The 20778-nt window shown below is 66.9% G+C and carries 20 protein-coding genes; 13 read left to right on the forward strand and 7 right to left on the reverse strand.

Going from position 1 to position 20778, the window contains the following annotated elements; genetic code table 11:
- Nucleotides 1–60 precede the first annotated feature (60 nt).
- The 10 genes from sucC to PKE72_RS09875 all read left to right on the forward strand — a co-directional run bounded on the left by sucC (nt 61) and on the right by PKE72_RS09875 (nt 10560).
- A complete protein-coding gene (sucC, locus tag PKE72_RS09830; RefSeq protein ID WP_183196749.1) occupies nt 61–1251 on the forward strand; it encodes an ADP-forming succinate--CoA ligase subunit beta in 1191 nt (396 codons plus the stop codon).
- Nucleotides 1251–1835, forward strand: a complete 585-nt coding sequence (locus PKE72_RS09835) for a hypothetical protein (RefSeq protein ID WP_271165195.1) — start codon at nt 1251–1253, stop codon at nt 1833–1835. Before sucC ends, PKE72_RS09835 begins: the two co-directional genes overlap by 1 nt.
- Before the next feature lie 401 nt (nt 1836–2236).
- Nucleotides 2237–2761 carry a hypothetical protein gene (locus tag PKE72_RS09840; protein ID WP_271165196.1) on the forward strand — a complete coding sequence of 175 codons (525 nt, stop codon included), beginning with the start codon at nt 2237–2239 and terminating at the stop codon, nt 2759–2761.
- Between the two features lie 50 nt (nt 2762–2811).
- Nucleotides 2812–3075, forward strand: a complete 264-nt coding sequence (locus PKE72_RS09845; RefSeq protein WP_271165197.1) for a ribbon-helix-helix protein, CopG family — start codon at nt 2812–2814, stop codon at nt 3073–3075.
- Nucleotides 3059–3484: a PIN domain-containing protein gene (locus PKE72_RS09850; RefSeq protein WP_271165198.1), complete on the forward strand. Its 426-nt coding sequence runs from the start codon at nt 3059–3061 to the stop codon at nt 3482–3484. The genes PKE72_RS09845 and PKE72_RS09850 overlap by 17 nt, the downstream gene beginning before the upstream one ends.
- Nucleotides 3485–3515: 31 nt before the next feature.
- Nucleotides 3516–4418: a succinate--CoA ligase subunit alpha gene (gene sucD, locus PKE72_RS09855; protein WP_271165199.1), complete on the forward strand. Its 903-nt coding sequence runs from the start codon at nt 3516–3518 to the stop codon at nt 4416–4418.
- A 362-nt stretch (nt 4419–4780) separates the two neighbouring features.
- Nucleotides 4781–7801, forward strand: coding sequence for a 2-oxoglutarate dehydrogenase E1 component (locus PKE72_RS09860; protein WP_271165200.1), 3021 nt, complete (start codon nt 4781–4783; stop codon nt 7799–7801).
- 40 nt (nt 7802–7841) lie between these two features.
- A complete protein-coding gene (gene odhB / locus PKE72_RS09865; protein ID WP_271165201.1) occupies nt 7842–9368 on the forward strand; it encodes a 2-oxoglutarate dehydrogenase complex dihydrolipoyllysine-residue succinyltransferase in 1527 nt (508 codons plus the stop codon).
- 57 nt (nt 9369–9425) lie between these two features.
- On the forward strand, nt 9426–10061 hold the full coding sequence (locus tag PKE72_RS09870) for a glutathione S-transferase family protein (protein WP_271165202.1): 636 nt from the start codon (nt 9426–9428) through the stop codon (nt 10059–10061).
- Between the two features lie 154 nt (nt 10062–10215).
- Nucleotides 10216–10560: a hypothetical protein gene (locus PKE72_RS09875; protein ID WP_271165203.1), complete on the forward strand. Its 345-nt coding sequence runs from the start codon at nt 10216–10218 to the stop codon at nt 10558–10560.
- Here the strand turns inward: PKE72_RS09875 and prfA are convergent, their stop codons facing one another.
- On the reverse strand, nt 10561–11628 hold the full coding sequence (prfA, locus tag PKE72_RS09880; protein WP_271165204.1) for a peptide chain release factor 1: 1068 nt from the start codon (nt 11626–11628) through the stop codon (nt 10561–10563).
- A gap of 86 nt (nt 11629–11714) precedes the next feature.
- Between prfA and PKE72_RS09885 the strand changes: the two genes are divergently transcribed.
- Complete coding sequence (locus PKE72_RS09885) at nt 11715–11867, forward strand: hypothetical protein (protein ID WP_271165205.1); 153 nt, start codon at nt 11715–11717, stop codon at nt 11865–11867.
- A gap of 63 nt (nt 11868–11930) precedes the next feature.
- Nucleotides 11931–12389, forward strand: coding sequence for an RrF2 family transcriptional regulator (locus tag PKE72_RS09890; RefSeq protein ID WP_271165206.1), 459 nt, complete (start codon nt 11931–11933; stop codon nt 12387–12389).
- Nucleotides 12390–12509: 120 nt separating this feature from the next.
- On the opposite strand, the gene PKE72_RS09895 is transcribed toward PKE72_RS09890, so the two are convergent.
- From PKE72_RS09895 to PKE72_RS09920, 6 genes are all read right to left on the reverse strand, one after another.
- A complete protein-coding gene (locus PKE72_RS09895; protein WP_271165207.1) occupies nt 12510–13040 on the reverse strand; it encodes a hypothetical protein in 531 nt (176 codons plus the stop codon).
- Complete coding sequence (locus PKE72_RS09900) at nt 13040–13507, reverse strand: PEGA domain-containing protein (protein WP_271165208.1); 468 nt, start codon at nt 13505–13507, stop codon at nt 13040–13042. The genes PKE72_RS09895 and PKE72_RS09900 overlap by 1 nt, the downstream gene beginning before the upstream one ends.
- Before the next feature lie 130 nt (nt 13508–13637).
- Complete coding sequence (ispG, locus tag PKE72_RS09905) at nt 13638–14774, reverse strand: flavodoxin-dependent (E)-4-hydroxy-3-methylbut-2-enyl-diphosphate synthase (RefSeq protein ID WP_271165209.1); 1137 nt, start codon at nt 14772–14774, stop codon at nt 13638–13640.
- A 51-nt stretch (nt 14775–14825) separates the two neighbouring features.
- Nucleotides 14826–15965: a helix-turn-helix domain-containing protein gene (locus PKE72_RS09910; RefSeq protein ID WP_271165210.1), complete on the reverse strand. Its 1140-nt coding sequence runs from the start codon at nt 15963–15965 to the stop codon at nt 14826–14828.
- Nucleotides 15966–16149: 184 nt separating this feature from the next.
- Nucleotides 16150–18408 carry a phosphoenolpyruvate--protein phosphotransferase gene (ptsP, locus tag PKE72_RS09915; protein ID WP_271165211.1) on the reverse strand — a complete coding sequence of 753 codons (2259 nt, stop codon included), beginning with the start codon at nt 18406–18408 and terminating at the stop codon, nt 16150–16152.
- A gap of 62 nt (nt 18409–18470) precedes the next feature.
- Nucleotides 18471–19760: an aspartate kinase gene (locus PKE72_RS09920; RefSeq protein WP_271165212.1), complete on the reverse strand. Its 1290-nt coding sequence runs from the start codon at nt 19758–19760 to the stop codon at nt 18471–18473.
- 55 nt (nt 19761–19815) lie between these two features.
- On the opposite strand from PKE72_RS09920, the gene ubiG reads away from it, so the two are divergent.
- The gene (ubiG, locus tag PKE72_RS09925) at nt 19816–20634 is read left to right on the forward strand and encodes a bifunctional 2-polyprenyl-6-hydroxyphenol methylase/3-demethylubiquinol 3-O-methyltransferase UbiG (protein WP_271165213.1); all 819 of its coding nucleotides are present in this window, start codon (nt 19816–19818) and stop codon (nt 20632–20634) included.
- Nucleotides 20635–20778 lie beyond the last annotated feature (144 nt).

Raw genomic sequence — 20778 nt, forward strand, 5'->3', positions numbered from 1 at the left:
GCGAACGGACGGGGCCTATAAGCCCCGCAACTCTCCCAGCAGCGGTTGCGACGGTCCCTCATGAACATCCACGAATATCAGGCCAAGCAGGTCCTCAAAGGTTTCGGCGCCCCGGTCGCCGAAGGCGTCGCAGTGACGTCGGTCGATCAGGTCGAGGCGGCCGCCAAATCCCTGCCCGGCCCCCTCTATGTCGTGAAGTCGCAGATCCACGCCGGCGGCCGCGGCAAGGGCAAGTTCAAGGAACTGCCGGCCGACGCCAAGGGCGGCGTTCGCCTGGCCTTCTCGGTCGAAGAGGCCGTCGCCCACGCCAAGGAAATGCTGGGCAACACCCTGGTCACCGCCCAGACGGGCGACGCCGGCAAGCAGGTCAACCGCCTCTACATCGAGGACGGCGCCGACATCGATCGTGAACTGTATTGCTCGCTGCTGGTCGACCGCGCCTATGGGCGCATCGCCTTCGTCGTCTCGACCGAAGGCGGCATGGACATCGAAACCGTCGCTCACGACACGCCCGAGAAGATCCAGAACATCGTCATCGACCCGAGCGCGGGCGTGACCGACGCCGACGTCGCCGCCATCAGCGCCGCCTACGGCCTGACGGGCGCCGCCGCCGAAGACGCAAAGTCCCTGTTCCCCGCCCTGTACAAGGCCTTCGTCGAGAAGGACATGGACATGCTGGAGGTGAACCCCCTGATCGTCATGAAGGACGGCCATCTGCGCGTGCTGGACGCCAAGGTCAGCTTCGACGGCAACGCCCTGTTCCGCCACGACGACATCAAGGCCCTGCGCGACGAGACCGAGGAAGACGCCAAGGAAATCGAAGCCTCCAAGTGGGACCTCGCTTATGTCTCGCTGGACGGCAACATCGGTTGCATGGTCAACGGCGCCGGCCTGGCCATGGCGACGATGGACATCATCAAGCTGTACGGCAAGGAGCCGGCCAACTTCTGCGACGTCGGCGGCGGCGCCGGCAAGGAGAAGGTCGCTGCGGCCTTCAAGATCATCACCGCCGACCCGAACGTCCAGGGCATCCTGGTCAACATCTTCGGCGGCATCATGAAGTGCGACGTCATCGCCGAGGGCGTCGTCGCCGCGGTGAAGGAAGTCGGTCTGAAGGTGCCGCTGGTCGTGCGTCTGGAAGGCACCAACGCCGAACTGGGCAAGAAAATCCTGAACGAGTCGGGCCTGACCATTCAGGCGGCCGACGACCTGGACGACGCGGCCCAGAAGATCGTCGCGGCGGTGGGCTGATGCTGAGAGCGGTTATTGCGACGGCCTGTCTCGCCGTCGCAATTCCCGCCAATGCTCAGACGCAAAGTCCAGTCGCAAACGCATTCATCGACCTGTGTGTCGATGGGCGCGGCGCGGTAGGGCATGTAACTGATCGTGCGACGAGCCAAGGATGGCGCAAGCTTCCTGACGGTCTCATCCCGAACCTCGGCTTACCGTTTACGAGCAAGCAGGCGTGGGTCAACTCGAGCGCGGCGAATCCCGTGACGGTTATCGCGGGCGTTTTTGATATGCCTGCCAACAATGCGGCTATCCACATGACGACTTGCGTGGTGGTTTCGCAGCCCGCGATTTCGGCCTCGCCGATTTCGCCCGATCCGCATGTCGCCTTTTCCGAGTGGCTCGAAATGGCGCCGGACCCGAGGTTCACCAACAGCGAGCAAACGGCTTTTGGATTTACGACCGAGGGCCAGGAAAGGCGTAGCTTGCAAGGCCTTTCCGACCTGGCCGTTACTCAAGCCGTAGCCAATGGGCGCGTGACCGTCATCACGCTGATGGGCCGCGGTACAGATCGCATAATGATTTACGTCGCACCTTCTCTCTAGGGCGGGCGGCTCGCCGTCTTGACGGCGATGCGGCTGCCTGACCGTCACGGATTGTGTTCCGCACAACCTGTGTAAAGAGCAGTCGTGGCTCGCAACCTCACCCTCGCCATCGCCGACGCCCTGCTCGACAAGGTGCGGGTGCTGGCCGCCTGAAGCGGACCAGCGTCAACGAGATGGTGCGCGGCTTACTGGCTCGTGTGGTCGAACAGGAGGATGAACACGCCCCCGCCCAGAGAAGATTGTCGCTGCGGTCGGCTGATCGCGCCCGCATGTCGGGGGATTGGTTGACACGGCTGCAACCCTGATGAACCCTGTTCTCTATGGGCGCTCATCGGGTTATTCGGGCCTTAGCGGCTTCGCTGATATTTCTATCTGCGCCCCCTGCGCTGTCCGCGCAGTCTTTGGCACAGCCCCAGGCGGCGCCTGAACCCACCGACATCATCGCGACTTTGAACGCCATCTGCGTCGCTTCGCAGGGCGACCGCGCTCAAGCGGCGATTCTGGCGGCGGAGGCCGGCTTTTCGCCTGTGCCGGAAAGCATGACGCCGCGACTTCGCAACGCCACGGAACGCGCAGGCTTCATGCGCACCAACGCCACCGACATGAGCATCGTCATGACGGGCCGGATGACGCGACGGGTCGGGCGCGAGACGATTGTGCTGGATTTCTGCGGGGTCGCCGTCCGCCCCACCGATCATCGCGCCCTGGCCCACCGGCTGAGCGACCTCATGAAGTTCGATTCTATCAATACGGTCGGCTTTGACGCCTATGCATGGCTGCAGACCCCCGAGGGCCGGGCGCCGGCGCGAAGCCTTTCTGACGCCCAGTTCGTGGCGATGGCTCGAACGGGGCAAATGCGGCTTCTCGGGCTGGACCGGTCGGGATCGGGGTCCACGCTGATCTATATGTTGCCGAGGCTCGACTAATCCTGGCCCACGGGCTATGTGCTACACATAACCCGTGTAAAGCGCCGCGCGTGACCCGCAACCTGACCCTCGCCATCGACGACGACCTGCTCGACAAGGTGCGGGTGCTGGCGGCCATGAAGCGGACCAGCGTCAACGAGATGGTGCGCGGCTTCCTGACCCGTCTGGTCGAGCAGGAAACCTCCAAGGACGAGGCGCGCGAGGCGCTGCTCAAGCTGATCGACGAATCTGAGGGCCGGGGCGGCGAAGGCTGGCGTCCGCCTACGCGCGAAGAGACCTACAGCGGGGAACCTCGGTTTGATCGCGAGTTCTGAGGTCTTTCTCGACACCAATATTCTGCTCTACGCCGCTCTTGGTCGCGACCATGCGGGGCATAGGTGGGAGCGTGCGCGCGAGATCGTGCTGACCGAGGACTATTGCACCTCGGGGCAGGTCTTGGCCGAGTTCTACAACAACGCCATCAGGAAGGGCGAAGCGCCGCTGTCTCCGGACAAGGCGCGCGAGTGGGTGCGGGTCGTCGCCTTGAAGCCTTGCCAGCCGGTGACGCCTGAAGTTGTCCTGGCCGGCATCGACAACGCCCGCCGCTATCAGCTGTCCTACTGGGACGGCGCCATCATCGCCGCCGCTGAAAAGATTGGCGCGAAAATCCTCTATTCCGAAGACCTCAATCACGGTCAGACCTACGGGTCGGTCCGGGTCGAAAACCCTTTCCTTTCCGTCTAACCCCCAAGTCTAGCAAGCGAAACGAGACCCCATGTCCATCCTCGTCAACAAAGACACCAAGATCATCGTCCAGGGGCTGACCGGCAAGACCGGCGGCTTCCACACCGAACAGGCCCTGGCCTATCACGGGACCCAGATGGTCGCCGGCGTGCACCCGACCAAGGGCGGCACGAACTGGACCGGTTCGCACGGCGAAAGCCTGCCGATCTACGCCTCGGTCGCCGAAGCCAAGGACGCCACGGGCGCCGACGCCTCGGTGATCTATGTCCCGCCGTCGGGCGCGGCCGCCGCCATCATCGAAGCCATCGACGCCGAGATCCCGTTCATCACCTGCATCACCGAGGGCATCCCGGTGATGGACATGGTCAAGGTCAAGCGTCACCTGGAAGGCTCCAAGTCGCGCCTCTTGGGCCCGAACTGCCCGGGCATCCTGACTCCAGACGAGTGCAAGATCGGCATCATGCCGGGCAATATCTTCAAGAAGGGCTCGGTCGGCATCGTGTCGCGTTCGGGCACCCTGACCTATGAAGCCGTGTTCCAGACCACCAACGAAGGCCTGGGCCAGACCACGGCCGTCGGCATCGGCGGCGACCCGGTCAAGGGCACCGAGTTCATCGACGTGCTGGAGCTGTTCCTGGCCGATCCGGAAACCACCTCGATCATCATGATCGGTGAAATCGGCGGCGGCGCCGAAGAAGACGCCGCCCAATTCCTGATCGACGAAGCCAAGAAGGGCCGCAAGAAGCCGATGGCCGGCTTCATCGCCGGACGGACCGCGCCCAAGGGCCGCACCATGGGCCACGCCGGCGCCGTCGTCTCGGGCGGCAAGGGCGATGCGGAATCCAAGATCGCGGCGATGGAGGCCGCCGGCATCCGCATGTCGGAATCGCCGGCCCGCCTGGGCAAGACCCTGGTGGACGTGCTGAAGGGCTGATCGCACGAACCTCTCCCTCCCCCTGCGGGGGAGGGGCGTCGCGCCAGCGACGGGGTGGGGGCGGCCAGGCTGGGCCGCACCTGTCTGAGGCGGGAAGATCTGTGGGGCGTCGCCTTGCCGGCCCCACCCGGCTTCGCTTCGCTTCGCCCCCCTCCCCCGTGGGGGAGGGAGAACGAAAAATGCCGGTCTCGGCAGGATTGGACGCCCTCGGCTCAGGCCGGGGGCGTTTTTCTTTGCGGCTGCGACCAATTTCTCACCGAATTGCCCCGTTTCGGTCATGACCCATAAGGAAAGCGGGCCTATATGACGGGCGCACCCCTCACGGAGATGTGTCCGTCGGGGGCCAGGGATTGCGAAAAACGATGGCGGACGATGCCGGTCGGCTGAACCAGGTCTTTGCCGAGACCTCTTTCCTCTACGGGTCCAATGCGGCCTATATCGAGGAGCTGCACGAGAAATGGGCCAATGATCCAGGCTCGGTCTCTGCGGAATGGAAAGCCTTCTTCGACCAACTGCGCGACAACGCCGCCAGCGTGAAGGCTTCGGCCGAGGCCGGCGCCTGGGGGCGTGGCACGGCCACCGAACCCAGCGAGTCGACCGCCGTGTTCGACGGCCGCTGGCCGGCCCCCAAGCCCGATCCCAAGAAGCCCGGCGCGGCGCCGGCGCCCGCAGCGGCTCCGGCCAAGGCTGTGCCCGTCGAGGTGTCGGCCGACGCGATCCGCGCCGCCGCCCATGATTCCATCCGCGCCCTGATGCTGATCCGCAGCTATCGCGTGCGGGGTCACCTGCAGGCCAAGCTGGACCCGCTGGGCATCGAACAGCCGGTCGAGAACCCGGAACTGACGCCGGAATTCTATGGCTTTAGCGAAGCCGACCTGGATCGCCCCATCTTCCTGGACGGGGTTCTGGGACTTCAGACCGGCACGATCCGCCAGGTGCTGGACCTGCTGAAGCGCACCTATTGCGGCACCATCGGCATCCAGTACATGCATATCGCCGAGCCGGAGGAGAAGTCCTGGCTGCAGCAGCGGTTCGAGGGGCCGGACAAGTTCGAGCAGAACGCCTTCTCCAAGGAAGGCAAGCTGGCCATCCTCAACAAGCTGATCGAGGCCGAGGGCTTTGAGCGGTTCCTGCACAAGCGTTTCCCCGGCACCAAGCGGTTCGGCCTGGACGGCGGCGAGGCCATGGTCCCGGCGCTGGAGCAGGTCATCAAGCGCGGCGGTTCGCTGGGCGTCGACGAGGTCGTGCTGGGCATGGCCCACCGCGGCCGCCTGAACGTGCTCGCCGCCGTGATGGGCAAGCCTTACAAGGTCATCTTCCACGAGTTCCAGGGCGGCTCGGCCGTGCCGAGCGACATCGAGGGCTCGGGCGACGTGAAGTATCACATGGGCGCCAGCTCGAACCGCGAGTTCGACGGCAACCACGTCCACCTGTCGCTGACCGCCAACCCGTCGCACCTCGAGATCGTCAATCCGGTGGTCCTGGGCAAGGCGCGCGCGAAACAGGCGTTCGACATTCGCGACGCCAACGCGGGCAAGCCCGAGGCGGAATGGGCCCTGGACCGCTCCAAGGTCGTGCCCCTGCTGATCCACGGCGACGCCGCCTTCGCCGGTCAGGGCGTGGTGGCCGAATGTTTCGCCCTGATGGGGCTGAAGGGCTACCGCACCGGCGGCACCCTGCATTTCGTCATCAACAACCAGATCGGCTTCACCACCAGCCCGCGGAACTCGCGCTCGTCGCCCTATCCGTCGGATGTGGCCCTGATGGTTCAGGCGCCGATCTTCCACGTCAACGGCGATGATCCCGAAGCGGTCGTCTTCGCCGCCAAGGTGGCCACCGAATACCGTCAGAAGTTCCACAAGGACGCGGTGGTGGACATGTTCTGCTATCGCCGGTTCGGCCACAACGAAGGCGACGATCCGACCTTCACCCAACCGCTGATGTATTCGAAGATCCGCGCCCAGCCCTCGACCCGCGAACTGTATTCGCAGCGTCTGGTCGCCGAGGGCGTCATCACCCAGGCCGAGATCGACGCCGAGGTCGCCCGGTTCGAGACCTTCCTCGACGAGCAGTTCGAGGCCGGCAAGACCTGGTCCGCCGAGAAGGCCGACTGGCTGGACGGCCAGTGGCAGGGCTTCCAGTCGCCCAAGGACGAGCTGCGCGGCGACACCGCCGTGCCCCTGGCCAAGCTGACCGACCTGGGTCACCGCCTGACCACCATTCCCAACAGCGTCGACATGCACAAGACGCTGAAGCGCGTCTATGACGGCCGCCGCGAAGCTATCGCTTCGGGCGAAAACCTGGACTGGGCCACGGCCGAAAGCCTGGCCTTCGCCTCGCTGGTGGACGAAGGCTTCCCGGTGCGCCTGTCGGGCCAGGATTCTGTGCGCGGCACATTCTCGCAACGCCATTCGGGCATCATCGATCAGACGACCGAAGAGCGGTACATGCCGCTGAACAACCTGCGCGAAGGCCAGGCCAATTTCGAAGTGATCGACTCGGCCCTGTCGGAAGAGGCGGTGCTGGGCTTCGAGTACGGCTACTCGCTGGCCGACCCGAACACCCTGGTGCTGTGGGAGGCCCAGTTCGGCGACTTCGTGAACGGCGCCCAGGTGGTGATCGACCAGTTCATCAGCTCGGGCGAACGCAAATGGCTGCGGATGAGCGGCCTGACCATGCTGCTGCCGCACGGCTATGAGGGCCAGGGTCCGGAACACTCGTCGGCCCGCCTGGAGCGCTTCCTGCAACAGTGCGCCGAAGACAATATGCAGGTCGCCAACTGCACCACCCCGGCCAACTATTTCCACATCCTGCGTCGCCAGATGCACCGGCCGTTCCGCAAGCCGCTGATCCTGATGACGCCCAAGTCGTTGCTGCGGCACAAGAAGGCGGTCTCGTCGATGAAGGATCTGGCGGAGGGTTCGTCCTTCCACCGCGTCCTGCACGACGACGCCCAGACCCGCCCCGACGTCGCCGGGATCAAGATCAAGGCCGACAAGGCGATCCGCCGCGTCATCCTGTGCTCGGGCAAGGTCTATTACGACCTGCTGGACGCGCGCGAGAAGAAGGCCAAGGAAGGCCAGGCGGTGGACGACGTCTATATCCTGCGCCTGGAACAGTTCTATCCGTGGCCGATCCAGTCGCTGCGCAAGGAACTGGCCCGCTTCCCGAAGGCGGAAGTGGTCTGGTGCCAGGAAGAGCCGAAGAATATGGGCGGCTGGACCTTCGTCGATCCATGGCTGGAACTGACGCTCGACAAGCTCGACGTCGCCTCCAAGCGCGCCCGCTACGTCGGCCGTCCCGGTTCCGCTTCGACGGCCGCCGGCCTGATGAGCCGACACCTGAAGGAACTCGAGACCTTCACCAACGAAGCCTTCGCCTGATACACGTCACAAGACACTCCGAAAGACAGCTGGACCCGACATGGCCGACATCCTGACCCCCGCCCTCGGTGAATCCGTCACCGAGGCCACTATCGCGAAATGGACCAAGAAGGTCGGCGACGCGGTCAAGAAGGACGAACTGCTCGTCGAGCTGGAAACCGACAAGGTGTCGCTGGAAGTCGTGGCCCCGGCCGACGGCGTCCTGGGCGCCATCAACGCCGCCGAGGGCGACACCGTGGTTCCCGGCACGGTCCTGGGTTCGGTGACCGAAGGCGGCGCGGCCGCTGCCCCGGCTCCGGCTCCGGCCCCAGCCCCGGCCAAGGCCGCCAAGGCCGAGACCAAGGCTGCGCCCGCCGCCGCTGCGTCGAGCATCGACATCACCGTGCCGGTGATGGGCGAAAGCGTCGCCGAGGGTTCGATGGGCAAATGGCTCAAGAAGAGCGGCGAAGCGGTCAAGAAGGACGAACTGCTGGTCGAGATCGAGACCGACAAGGTCGCGGTCGAGGTGTCGGCCCCGGCTGACGGCGTCCTGACCATCGCCGCCGACGAAGGCGCGACCGTCACCCCCGGTCAGAAGATCGGCTCGATTTCGGGTTCGGGCGCCGCCGCCGCTCCGGCCGCCGCTGCGCCTGCTCCGGCTGCGCCCGCCGCCGCCCCGGCCAACACCGGCTCAGCCCAGGTCGGCAAGAACGAGACCCTGTCGCCGGCTGTCCAGCGCGTGGTCGCCGAGAACAACCTGGACCCCAAGGCCATCGCCGCCACGGGACCCAAGGGCAATATCACCAAGGCTGACGCCATCGCCGCCATCGGCGCCGCCGCTCCGGCGCCGGCCCCTGCCGCAGCCCCGTCGGCTCCGCGCGCCGTCGGTCCGCGTGAGGAGCGGGTGAAGATGACGCGCCTGCGTCAGACCATCGCCCGTCGCCTGAAGGAATCGCAGAACACGGCCGCCCAGCTGACCACCTTCAACGAGGTGGACATGACCAATGTCATGGCCCTGCGCGCCCAGTACAAGGACGTGTTCGAGAAGCGTCACGGCGTGAAACTGGGCTTCATGTCCTTCTTCACCAAGGCCGTCGTCGCGGCCCTGCACGAGATCCCGGCCGTCAACGCCGAGATCGACGGCACGGACATCATCTACAAGAACCACTATGACATCGGCGTCGCCGTCGGCACCGACAAGGGTCTGGTGGTTCCGGTGCTGCGCGACGCCGACACCCTGTCGCTGGCGGGCATCGAAAAGGGCATCGGCGCCCTGGGCAAGGCCGCCCGCGACGGCGCCCTGACCATGGACCAGATGCAGGGCGGCACCTTCACCATCACCAACGGCGGCACCTATGGGTCGCTGATGTCGACGCCGATCCTCAACGCGCCGCAGTCGGGCATCCTGGGCATGCACAATATCGTCCAGCGCCCGATGGCCATCAACGGCGAGGTCAAGATCCGCCCGATGATGTATCTGGCCCTCAGCTATGACCACCGGATCGTCGACGGCAAGGAAGCCGTGACCTTCCTGGTCCGGGTCAAGGAACTGCTGGAAGACCCGCAGCGGGCCCTGCTGGACCTGTAAGAGACGGAAAAGGCGGCGAGGATCTCGCCGCCTTTTTTCTTTCACGCCGAGACGATCATGCTGACCCTCTATACCGCCCCCGGATCTTGCAGCCGGGCCAGCCATATCGCGCTGGAAGAGTCCGGCCTGAACTTCGAGGTCCGGCTGGTCGATTTCGCCCGCGGCGACCAGCAGCAACCGGCGTTTCTGGCCCTCAATCCCAAGGGGCGGGTCCCGGCCCTGGCGACCGATCTTGGAATCCTGACCGAGAGCCCGGCCATCCTGGCCTATATCGCCGCGCTCGCGCCGTCGGGACAGCTGGCGCCGGTCGATCCGTTCGCCTTCGCGCGGATGCAGGCCTTCAACCTCTATCTCGCCTCGACCGTCCATGTGGCCCATGCCCATGGCCGACGGGCCTCGCGCTGGAGCGACGACGCTGCGGCCCAGGCCTCGATGGCGGCCAAGGTGACGCAGAACATGCGGGACTGTTTCGCCCTGATCGAAGCGGATCTGGCCCAGAAATGCGGGGGCGACTGGGTGATGGGCGACCCCTATTCGGTCGCCGACCCCTATCTGTTCACCTTCTCCGCCTGGCTGGAAGGCGACGGGGTCGATATCGCGGCGTTTCCACGGGTTCAGGCGCACTACGAACGGATGGCGAGCCGTCCAGCGGTCGTGCGGGCCCTCCAGGCGGAAGCTGCGCTCTCGGTCTGAGATATCAACGGATGTGTCTTGGATGCTCCGGTCGGGCGTTTTCCGCAAAATAAGGGGTTTTCCGCACTTACGACCCGCGCGGGAATAACGCCTTATTCCCGCCATGGAGTGGGCAGCGCGCGCGATAGGGGTCTTCTACGTCTTGGGCGGGCTGATGCTTCTTTATCAGGCCTGGCTCAACTGGCGTCTGCAACGCGCCTTGGCGGGCTTGGTCGCGATCCCCGTCGCCGAGCATGTGGGCGATGGGGTGATCGTCCTGGCCGGCGTGCTGGTCATGCTGTCCGGTGCGACTCTGGCCGCCCTCAGCGGCTGGGCCGTCGCCGCCTTCATGGCCGGGTGGACGGTGCAGGCCCTGTATTTGCTCTGGACCGATCAGGCGTCGCGCATGGGCGAACCTGAGGCCTTCACCTGCCGCCGACGCTCGATCCACGCCTTCGCCGGCTACACCGCCGCCACCGGTCTGGTGCTCTGCCTGCCGATGACGGGCGTGCTGGGCTGATCAGCCGAACTCGGCCTCGAGATCCGCCAGGCGCGCGGCCTGATCCTCGGCGATCAGGGCGTTCAGCATCGGGTCCAGGTCGCCTTCCAGAATCTGGGGCAGGCTGTGCAGGGTCAGGCCGATCCGGTGGTCGGTCACCCGTCCCTGCGGGAAGTTGTAGGTGCGGATCCGCTCGGACCGGTCGCCCGAGCCGACCTGGGACTTGCGCGAGTCGGCGCGGGCCAGGTCCTTGGCCTGGCGTTGCATGTCGTATAGGCGCACCCGCAGGTTCTTCATCGCCTTGTCGCGGTTCACGTGCTGCGACTTCTCGGAGCTGGTGGCCACGATCCCGGTCGGAAGGTGGGTGATCCGCACGGCCGAGTCCGTCTTGTTGACGTGCTGACCGCCCGAACCGGAGGCGCGGAAGGTGTCGATGCGGATGTCCTTTTCCAGGATCTCGATCTCGACGTCCTCGACCTCGGGCAGAACCGCGACCGTGGCGGCCGAGGTGTGGATGCGGCCCCCGGCCTCGGTCGTCGGCACGCGCTGGACCCGGTGGACGCCGCTTTCGAACTTCAGCCGGCCGAAGACGCCGTCGCCGGTGACGGTGGCGATGATTTCCTTGTAGCCGCCGGCGTCGCCCTCAGTCGCCGAATCCAGCTCGATCCGCCAGCCGCGCGTCGAGGCGTAGCGCGAATACATGCGGAACAGGTCGCCGGCGAACAGGGCCGCCTCGTCGCCGCCGGTGCCGGCGCGGACTTCCAGCACGGCCGAGGCGTTCTCGTCGGCGTCGCGCGGGGCCAGCAACAGGGCGACGTCGCGTTCCAGCCCCGGCAGGCGCTCGGTCAGGTCGCGCAGCTCGTCCTGGGCCATGGCGGCCATTTCGGGATCGGCGGCCATCGCCTCCAGATCGACCATCTCGGCGCGGAGACGGGCCAGGCCCTGGACGGCGTCGGCGACGGGCTTGAGCTCGGCGTGTTCCTTGGACAGACGGACGATCTCGACGCCGTCCGTCGCCGCCCCCATCCGGGCCTCCACCTCGTGGAAACGGTCGAGCACCTGATCGAGACGGGCCTGGGGCAGACGCAAGGGGAAATCCTGGAGAAAGAGAGCGCCGTCCTTAGCGCGCCGGGGGGCGTGCTGTCGATTGTCGCCGCGTCGAACTGGCCGAGGTTATGACCCGGCGGTGGGCCATGCGGATCGTCTTCATATTCGGCGACGCTGGGGCCGCCGCCCGTCACGGCCACCTTGCCGAGGCCGTGGTGCTGAAACCCTATACCGGGCCCCAGATAGTGGCCGCGGTCGCCCGGCTGGGTTCGACGCGATGAGATAGGGCCGAGCAGGCGCCCACCACGTCTTGCGTCCGGGGCGCGATCACGCGATCACGGACCATGTTGTCGAACCGGTCCCGCTACGCCTTGCGCGCCATGATCCACCTGGCAGGCCTGCCCGGCGGCGGCCCCGCCACCATCGGCGAGATCGCCGAGGCCGCCACGGCGCCGCGCAAGTTTCTCGAGGCCATATTGCTGGACCTGCGGCGCCAGGGCCTGCTGGTGTCGAAGCGGGGGCGAACCGGGGGCTACGCCCTGGCGGCGCCGGCCCAGGCCATAAGTTTCGCCGATGTGATCCGGGCGCTGGAAGGTCCGCTGGCCCTGGCTCCCTGCGCGTCGCGAACCGCCAATGGACCGTGCGAAACCTGCCCTGACGTTGAAACCTGCCCGCTTCAACCTGTGCTTCAGGACGGGCGTGACGCCATCGCGGCGGTGTTCGAGGGACGAAGCCTATTGCAGGCGGCGTCTAACTCGCCGTTGGCGCTGGGCGGCCCGATCCCTGTCCCCTCGCGGGTGTGATCGCTCGAGCCTTGCCTTTAGTGTGGGGCTGCGGGGACGAGCACCGAGATATTGTAGCTGATTTGAACGAATAGCGACGGCGGGCGGACCCGCCGTCGCTGTAGTGTTCCTATGCGCCGATCAGCGCGCGCGGGCGCGGAAGCGGGTCAGGAATTCCTTGATGTTTTCACGGATCGAGGCTTCGTTGGCTATCCGCAGGCGTTCGACGCCCATGAAGGCTTCACCCATCTTCGCCGTTCCGGTCGCCGCCACCGTCTCGTCGAAGACAGTCCGGTCTGCCCGCTGCACCGTGTAACGGATCTGACTGGTGACGGACATGTCGAGGCCGGCGAAGGGCTGTTTGAGGTCGATCAGAGATGCGGAGACCGTCATCGGCTGACCCTCGGCGCCCATATAGCCGGCAGCGGCCAAAGAGCCTTCCAGGGCGGTCTTGAAGTCGGCGTTGGACACTTGGGATGTCCACATCGGGTTCGTGTCCTGCCCGCCGGAGACCGAGACCGTGGTCACCGACTTGTAGCCCAGATCGCCGGGCGTGGCGGTAAGGCCGGGCGTGGCGGCTAAGGTCATCAGGGCCGGATTGGACGGGCTGGCGCAGGCGGCGACCCCCAACAGGGCGGTCAGGCAAGCAGCAGAAGCGAGACGGCGAAACATTATTGATCTCCAGTCGGGGTGGTGGTCGGAGCGACGGACCGGGCGGCTGCCGCCTCTTCGGCCGGCGTGCGCAAGGTGACGATCAGCGGATTGGGCTTCAGATCGTTCATGGCGCCCGAGGTCGCGTCGATCGCGCCGCCGATAATGCCGCCGATCAGGATGTTGCCCGCCATGGCCGTACCGCCCGCGCCCGAGACGCTGCTGGTGATGTCGTGGGTCTGGGACACATAGCCCTCCTTCGACACGGTGATGCGGAAGGCGTCCTTGCGCGGCATGCGGAAGGTGCAGGGCGTGGCCTGGCATTCGAAGCCGTTGGACGTGCTGACCTGCGCGCCCGGCGGCGTGCTCTGGACGGAGAATTGCTGGCTCGAGCCACGCGTCACGGTAGCGCAGGCAGGCAGAGACAACGCCACGCCGACAAGCGCGAGCGCACGCACGCCGAAGCGTGCGGAGGTACGGAATATCATGAAGCCCCTCAATGGATTACAGTTCACCCTCCCCAGGTGAACTTATGGCATAGGTTGCATCTGGGGCGTGGGGCGTCAATCAAGCCATGCGTTAATTTGTCAAAACTGACACAACTCGCGGGCGCGTCGCCTATTCCGCCGCCTGAAGCTCCGCCGCGCGGGCCGCGTCCAGTTCGGCGGCCTTCTGTTCGACCAGGTCGACGATATGGTCGATCATGCCCTCGTTGGCCTGTTTGTGGGCGATCTTGCCGTTCAGATAGATCATGCCGGCGCCCTTGCCGCCGCCGGTGAAACCGATGTCGGTGTAGAGGGCCTCGCCCGGGCCGTTCACGACGCAGCCGATGACCGACAGGCTCATCGGCGTCGAGATATGGGCCAGCTTTTCTTCCAGTACGGCGACCGTCTCGATGACGTTGAAGCCCTGACGGGCGCAGGACGGGCAGGCGATGATGTTGACGCCCCGGTGACGCAGGCCCAGCGACTTCAGGATGTCGAAGCCGACCTTGATCTCCTCGACCGGATCGGCGGCCAGGGAGACGCGGATGGTGTCGCCGATGCCGGCCCACAGCATCGACCCCATGCCGATGGCCGACTTGATGGTGCCGGTGCGCAGAGGCCCGGCCTCGGTCACGCCCAGGTGCAGGGGGCAGTCGATGGCCTCGGCCAGCTGCTGATAGGCGGCGACGGTCAGGAAGGGGTCGGACGCCTTTACCGAAATCTTGAACTCGTGGAAGTCGTGATCCTGAAGGATGCGGGCGTGGTTCAGGGCGCTCTCGACCATGGCGTCGGGGCAGGGCTCGCCGTATTTCTCCAGCAGCTCCTTTTCCAGCGAGCCGGCGTTGACGCCGATCCGCATCGAACAGCCGTGATCCTTGGCGGCCTGGATCACGTCGCGGACGCGGTCGGCGCTGCCGATATTGCCCGGATTGATGCGGAGGCAGGCAGCGCCCGCCTGGGCCGCCTCGATGCCGCGCTTGTAGTGGAAATGGATGTCGGCGACCAAGGGGACCTTGGCTTCGCGCGCGATGGTCTTGAAGGCGTCGGTCGATTCCACGTCGGGGCACGAGACGCGGACGATGTCGGCGCCGGCCTCCTCCAGCTGGCGGATCTGGTCGATGGTCGCCGCCGCGTCGGACGTCGGCGTATTGGTCATTGACTGGACGCTGATCGGGGCGTCGCCGCCCACCAGGACGGAGCCGACGCGGATCTGGCGGCTCTTGCGGCGCTCGATATGGCGCCAGGGTCGGACGTGCGTGTGATCGCTCATGGAAGGGTCATATAGGCCGATGATGACGGCGGGACCACGGGGGAGCGACGATCAGTTTGTCGTGACGGCGCCGATGGGGGGCGTCGTGGGCGCGGGCTGGCCCTGAGTCTGGCCCTGGGTTTGGCCCTGGGTCTGGACCTGAGCCTGGGCTTGGGTCGCCCGGTCAGCCTGGATCTGGAGCTGACGGCGCGCCTGCTCGTCCGCCACCTGACGGGCGGCGTCCTCGGCGCGGCGGTTCAGTTGCGTCAGGGGCGTGACGACGGCCGGCAGGACGCCGCCGTGTTCGCCGTTCAGATAGACGTCGAAGGCCGCCGGATCCGACACGTCGATGACGGCGCTGAGGCCCAGGGGCGCGCGCCAGGCCTCGCCGGCCGCCATCTGGCGCGCGAACAGGGCCTGCCCGTCGGCCAGACGCACGACCAGGGCGCCGGCCTTCTTGGCCTGGATCACCACCTGCGAGGCGGTGGCGGGGGCGCCATAGACGGCGCCGCGGGGATTGAAGGCTTTCTGCACCGGGGCGTTGTTCGCCGCCGCCGTGGCCGCGATCACCGCCGGGTCATTGGGGTCGATCCCGGTCAGCTGGGCCTCGAGCCCCGGCGTAATATAGAGGGCCGGCGTGGTCTGGTCGGGCGGCGCGGCGCGGGGCGCGCTCAGGTCGATCAGCCCGTCCTGGCCGGGCACGGCGCCCAGGGACCAGCTTTCGGGCACGGTCGCGATATCCGACGGCTGGGGCGCCCGCATCAGATTGACGCGCTGGAAGATGTTCCAGCCGATGACGGCCAGGGCCACCACGGCGATCCCGGCGATGATGCGCGGCGAATGGCGTTTGACGTCCTCGAAGGCCACGCCGATCGGCGCCTTCAAAGGCGCCGAGGTGTCGGGGCTTTCACGCTTGAACCGTTCGACGGCCAGCTGTTCGTCCAGACCCAGGGCCGTCGCATAGCCGCGCACATAGCCGATGGCGAAGACGCGGGACGGCAGGGACGACCAGTCGTTCTGTTCCAAAGCGATCAGGAAACGGGTGTGAACCTTGGTCTCGGCCGCCAGGTCTGCCAGGGACTTGCCCGACTGCTCGCGCGCGCGACGCAGGCCGTCGCCCAGAGTCGCGGACTCCGCGATGGAGGGCGTGACGTCCTTCCAGTCGGGATGTGCCTTGAACTCTTCGGGGGCGTGCCCCGCATCCAGCGCCATGACGCCTGACCCCACACTCGGAACGGCCTGAATCCGCCCCGTACTCGAAACGGACCCGTCGGTTAGCATGTCTTCGTGACCGGACGCGCCTCCCCCCGGAGGCCGTCCTGATGCGTCCTGTGGATAAACCATAATCCCTGTCCCATCAACGGCGATTCCCTGAACGGGACGCGCGCGGCGATCGTCAGACGGACACGTTCAACTTTCGCGCCAGGGATTCGATCTCGTTACGGACGGAGCCGGTGGACAGGTTCAGCAGATTGTTCAGCCCACGGCGGGCGGCCGTCAGGTCGGCGGACAGGATCATCCGCTTGACCGGGCCGACTCCGCCGGCCGGGGCCGACAGGCGGGTAAAGCCCAATGTGATCAGGGCGAAAGCTTCCAGCGGGCGGCCCGCCAGCTCGCCGCAGATCGACACCGGCGTGCCTGTGTCGGCGCAGGCTTTCTGGATCGACTGCAGGGCGCGCAGGGTCGGGGGCGACAGGGGATCGTAGCGGTCCGAGACCAGCGGATTGGTCCGGTCGGCGGCGTACATGTACTGGAACAGGTCGTTGGTGCCGATCGAGACGAAGTCGGTCAGAGGCAGAAGCGCGTCCAGATGCCACAGCAGCGACGGGCATTCGACCATGGCCCCGACCCGCAGCAGGGCGGGCAAGGCGCGGCCGCGTCGCTTGGCCCAGGCGCATTCGACCTCGACCAGTTCGCGCGCGGCGCGGAACTCGTCCACCGTGGCGATCATCGGGAACATGACGCGCAGCTCGCGGCCCGCCGCCGCCGTCAGCAGGGCGCGCAGTTGCATCCGCAACAACGACGGCCGGTCGAGACCCAGACGGATGGCGCGGCGGCCCAGGGCCGGGTTCTCCTCCCGCTCGGCCTCCAGATAGGGCAGGACCTTGTCGCCGCCGATGTCCAGGGTCCGGAAGGTGACGGGCCGGTCGCCGGCGGCGTCCAGCACCAGCTTGTACAGGGCCGTCTGGGCGTCCAGCCGGGGCAGCTCGTCCGAGACCATGAACTGGAACTCGGTGCGGAACAGGCCGATGCCTTCGGCCCCCGTCTCGTTCAGGTTCTCCAGGTCCACCGCCAGACCGGCGTTGGTCAGCAGGCTGATGCGCTGGCCGTCCAGGGTGACGGCGGGGGTGTCGCGCAGCTGGGCGAACTGGGCCTGACGCTGATCGCGCACGGCCATCCGCGACTGGACCGCCTCGATCATGTCGGGGCGGGGACGCAGATAGGCCTCGCCCGTCTCGCCGTCGGCGATGACGACGTCGCCTTCCGACAGCCGGTCGCGCAGGCCCATCAGGCGGCCGACGCAGGGAATCTGAAGCGCGCGGGCGACGATGGCGGCGTGGCTTGCGGCCGAGCCTTCTTCCAGCAACAGGCCCTTCAGCTTGTCGCGCGGATATTCCAGCAGGTCGGCGGGCCCCAGGTTACGCGCGACCAGAATGGCGTCGTCGGGCAGTTCGCGCTCGCCCGGCTTGTCGCCCGCCAGCACCCGCAGCAGCCGGTTTGCCAGGTCCTCGAAATCGTGCAGCCGTTCGCGGATATAGGGGTCGCGGGCCTGGGCGAAGCGGGCGCGGTGCTCGTTGCGGACCCGGTCCACCGCCGCCTCGGCCGTGAGGCCGTTGCGGACCGCCTCTTCCAGCGACCGGTTCCAGCCCCGGTCGTCGGCGAACATCCGATAGGTCTCCAGCACCTCGAACGAGGGTCCGGCCAGGCCCTGGCCCTTGTCCAGCATGGCGTCCAGGCCGGTCTTCAGCGAGGCCAGGGCCAGCTTCAGCCGCGCCTCCTCCATCGCCGGGTCTTCGGACAGGAGCTTTTCGGGCGGCAGCGGGGCTTCGTGCAGGACCACATGACCGACCGCCAGACCGTCGCCGAACTTCTGGCCCTTCAGCCGTTCCGGGCGATGAGGGGCCAGTTCGACGTCGCGCAGTTCGTCCTGGTCCAGCAGTTCGCCGGAGGACACCGTCTCGGACAGGACCATGGCGATGGTCTGGATGTCCTCGACCTCTTCCTCGTCATACCGCCGCTCGGTGCGGTTCTGGACGACCAGAACGCCGATGGCCCGGCCGCCGCGCAGCAGGGGGGCGCCGAGGAAGGCGTGATAGGGGTCTTCGCCCGTTTCCGGCCGGTAGGAGAAGGAGGGGTGCGACGGCGCGTCCGACAGACTGATCGGCTGGGCCATGCGGGCCACTTCGCCGACCAGACCCTCGCCGGGGCGAAGGCGGGTGTTGTGGACGGCGGCGGGGTTCAGGCCCTCGGTGGCGAACAGCTCCAGCTCGCCCGAGCCGCGGCGCAGATAGATGGAGCAGACCTCGGCGACCATGGACCGGGCGATGATCCGCACCACCATGTTCAGGCGGTCCTGAGCCGGGGTCGCGCCCGCACCGGCCCCGCCCAGAGCCTCGCGGATCTGGCGCAGGAGGATCCGAGGTCCCCTGGTCATCGCGCCGCCTGCCGGCATCATGGCTCCCGCGCTGTGGCGCCGAGGCGCCGGTTCACATCATCCTATATCGCGTCCAGCCCGTAAGCCGAATGCAATGCGCGCACGGCCAGTTCGGCGTACGCCGCGTCGATCAGGACGCTGATCTTGATTTCCGAGGTCGAGATGGCCTGGAACTTGACGCCCTTGTCGGCCAGGGCCTTGAACATGGTCTGGGCCACGCCGGCGTGGCTGCGCATGCCGACCCCGACGACGGACACCTTGGCGACGTCCTCGTCGATCCGGATTTCCTCGAAGCCCAGCTGATCCTGGCCCGCCGTCATCAGCTCGGCGGCGCGTACGGCGTCGCGGCGGCCGGTCGTGAAGGTCAGGTTGACCGTATTGGCGGTGCGGGCCTGGCTCTGGACGATCATGTCCACATTGACGTTGGCCTCGGCCAGGCGGGTGAAGACGTCGGCGGGGGCGTCCACGCGGTCGGACAGGCCCAGCAGGGTGATGCGGGCTTCGTCACGGCTCATGGTCACACCGGACACGATGCGTTTTTCCACGATCTCCTCCTCGTCGCAGATCAGGGTTCCGCCCTTGTCGGGCATTTGGCCGGACTCGTCCGGTTCGATGAAGCTGGACAGAACCCGCACAGGCACCTGTTTGGCCATGGCGAGTTCGACCGAACGGGTCTGCAGCACCTTGGCCCCCAATGAGGCCATTTCCAGCATCTCCTCATAGGAGACCTTGGCCAGGCGCCGGGCGCGGCTCTCGATGCGCGGGTCGGTCGTATAGACGCCGTCCACGTCGGTATAGATGTCGCAAGGGCAGGACAGGGCCGCCGCAACGGCCACCGCCGAGGTGTCGGAGCCGCCCCGGCCCAGGGTGGTGATCTTGCCCTCGGGCGTGACGCCCTGGAAGCCGGGGACGATGGCGATCTCGCCGGCGTCGACGGCGGCGCCCAGTTTTTCGCCGGGGATGTCGATGATCCGGGCGCGGGCGTGGGCGTCGTCGGTGACGATCGGCACTTGCCAGCCCATCCACGACCGGGCGTTCAGCCCCATGTTGCGCAGGGTGATGGCCAGAAGCCCGGCCGTCACCTGTTCGCCGGAGGCGACCACGACGTCATATTCGTCGTCGCTGAGCGGCAGGCCCGCGGCGGCCGGGCCGGCGCCGTCGGTCCAGGCGACCAGTTCATTGGTCTTGCCGGCCATGGCCGAGACCACGACGGCGATCTTCTTGCCCGAGGCGGCCTCGGCGGCGACGATCCGCGCCGCGCGTCGGATCCGTTCGAGGTCGCCCATCGAGGTGCCGCCGAACTTCATCACCAGTCTCGTGGTGTCGGATCGTGAAGAATCGGGCCGCGTCATCGTGGCGTTCCGCCCCCTGCTTGCGTGAAAGGGCGCGAAGGTTCATCCCTCGCGCATGACCGCTTCTAGCGACGCCGCACCGTCTCGCCTACCCCGCGAAGGGCATGGTTTTCCGCAAAATTCGTCCGAAGGCGCATTTGGCGCATCGATCGACCCGGCCGATGTGGCCCGCTTCTCCGCCCAGGCGGCCGAATGGTGGGATGCGCACGGGCCGTTCGCACCCCTGCACCGGTTCAATCCCGCGCGGCTGGCCTTGATCCGCGAGCAGTTGTGCGCCCGGCTGGGCCGGGATCCGAAGGTACGGCGGCCGTTCGAGGGGCTGACGCTTCTGGACGTCGGCTGTGGCGGCGGGCTGATCGCCGAGCCGATGCGGCGGATGGGCTTTAGCGTCACCGCCATCGACGCCTCGTCCGAGAATATCGGCACGGCGCGGGCTCACGCCGAGATGGTGGGGCTGGACATCGCCTATCGCGCCGCCACCGTCGAACAGATCGAGGCGGAAGGGGCGGGGCCGTTCGATGTGGTCCTGACCATGGAGGTGATCGAGCATGTCGCCGATCCTGAAGCCTTCGTGCGCGCCTGTTCGCGGCTGGTCCGGCCGGGCGGGGTGATGATGGTCGCCACCCTGAACCGCACGCTGAAGTCGCTGGCCCTGGGCAAGGTGGCGGCGGAATATATCCTGCGCTGGGTGCCCGCCGGGACTCACGACTGGCGCCAGTTCCTGAAGCCCGACGAGATCCGGACGATGCTGGCCGCCGAGCCGGTGACGGTCGAGGGGCCGTATGGGCTGAACTATGACCCGCTGACCGACCGCTGGAGCCAGAGCGACGACGCGGGGATCAACTATATGATGGTCGCGACCCGGGCGGCTTAACGGATCTCCCTCCCCCTGCGGGGGAGGGGCGTCGCGCAGCGACGGGGTGGGGGCGGCCAGGCACGGGCGCACCGTTCTGAACTTGGCTTGATTTGTGATGTGTCGCCCTGCCGCCCCACCCGGCTCCGGCTACGCCTCCGCCCC

It is taken from the genome of Brevundimonas intermedia (genome assembly GCF_027922165.1).
Lineage (GTDB): Bacteria > Pseudomonadota > Alphaproteobacteria > Caulobacterales > Caulobacteraceae > Brevundimonas > Brevundimonas intermedia.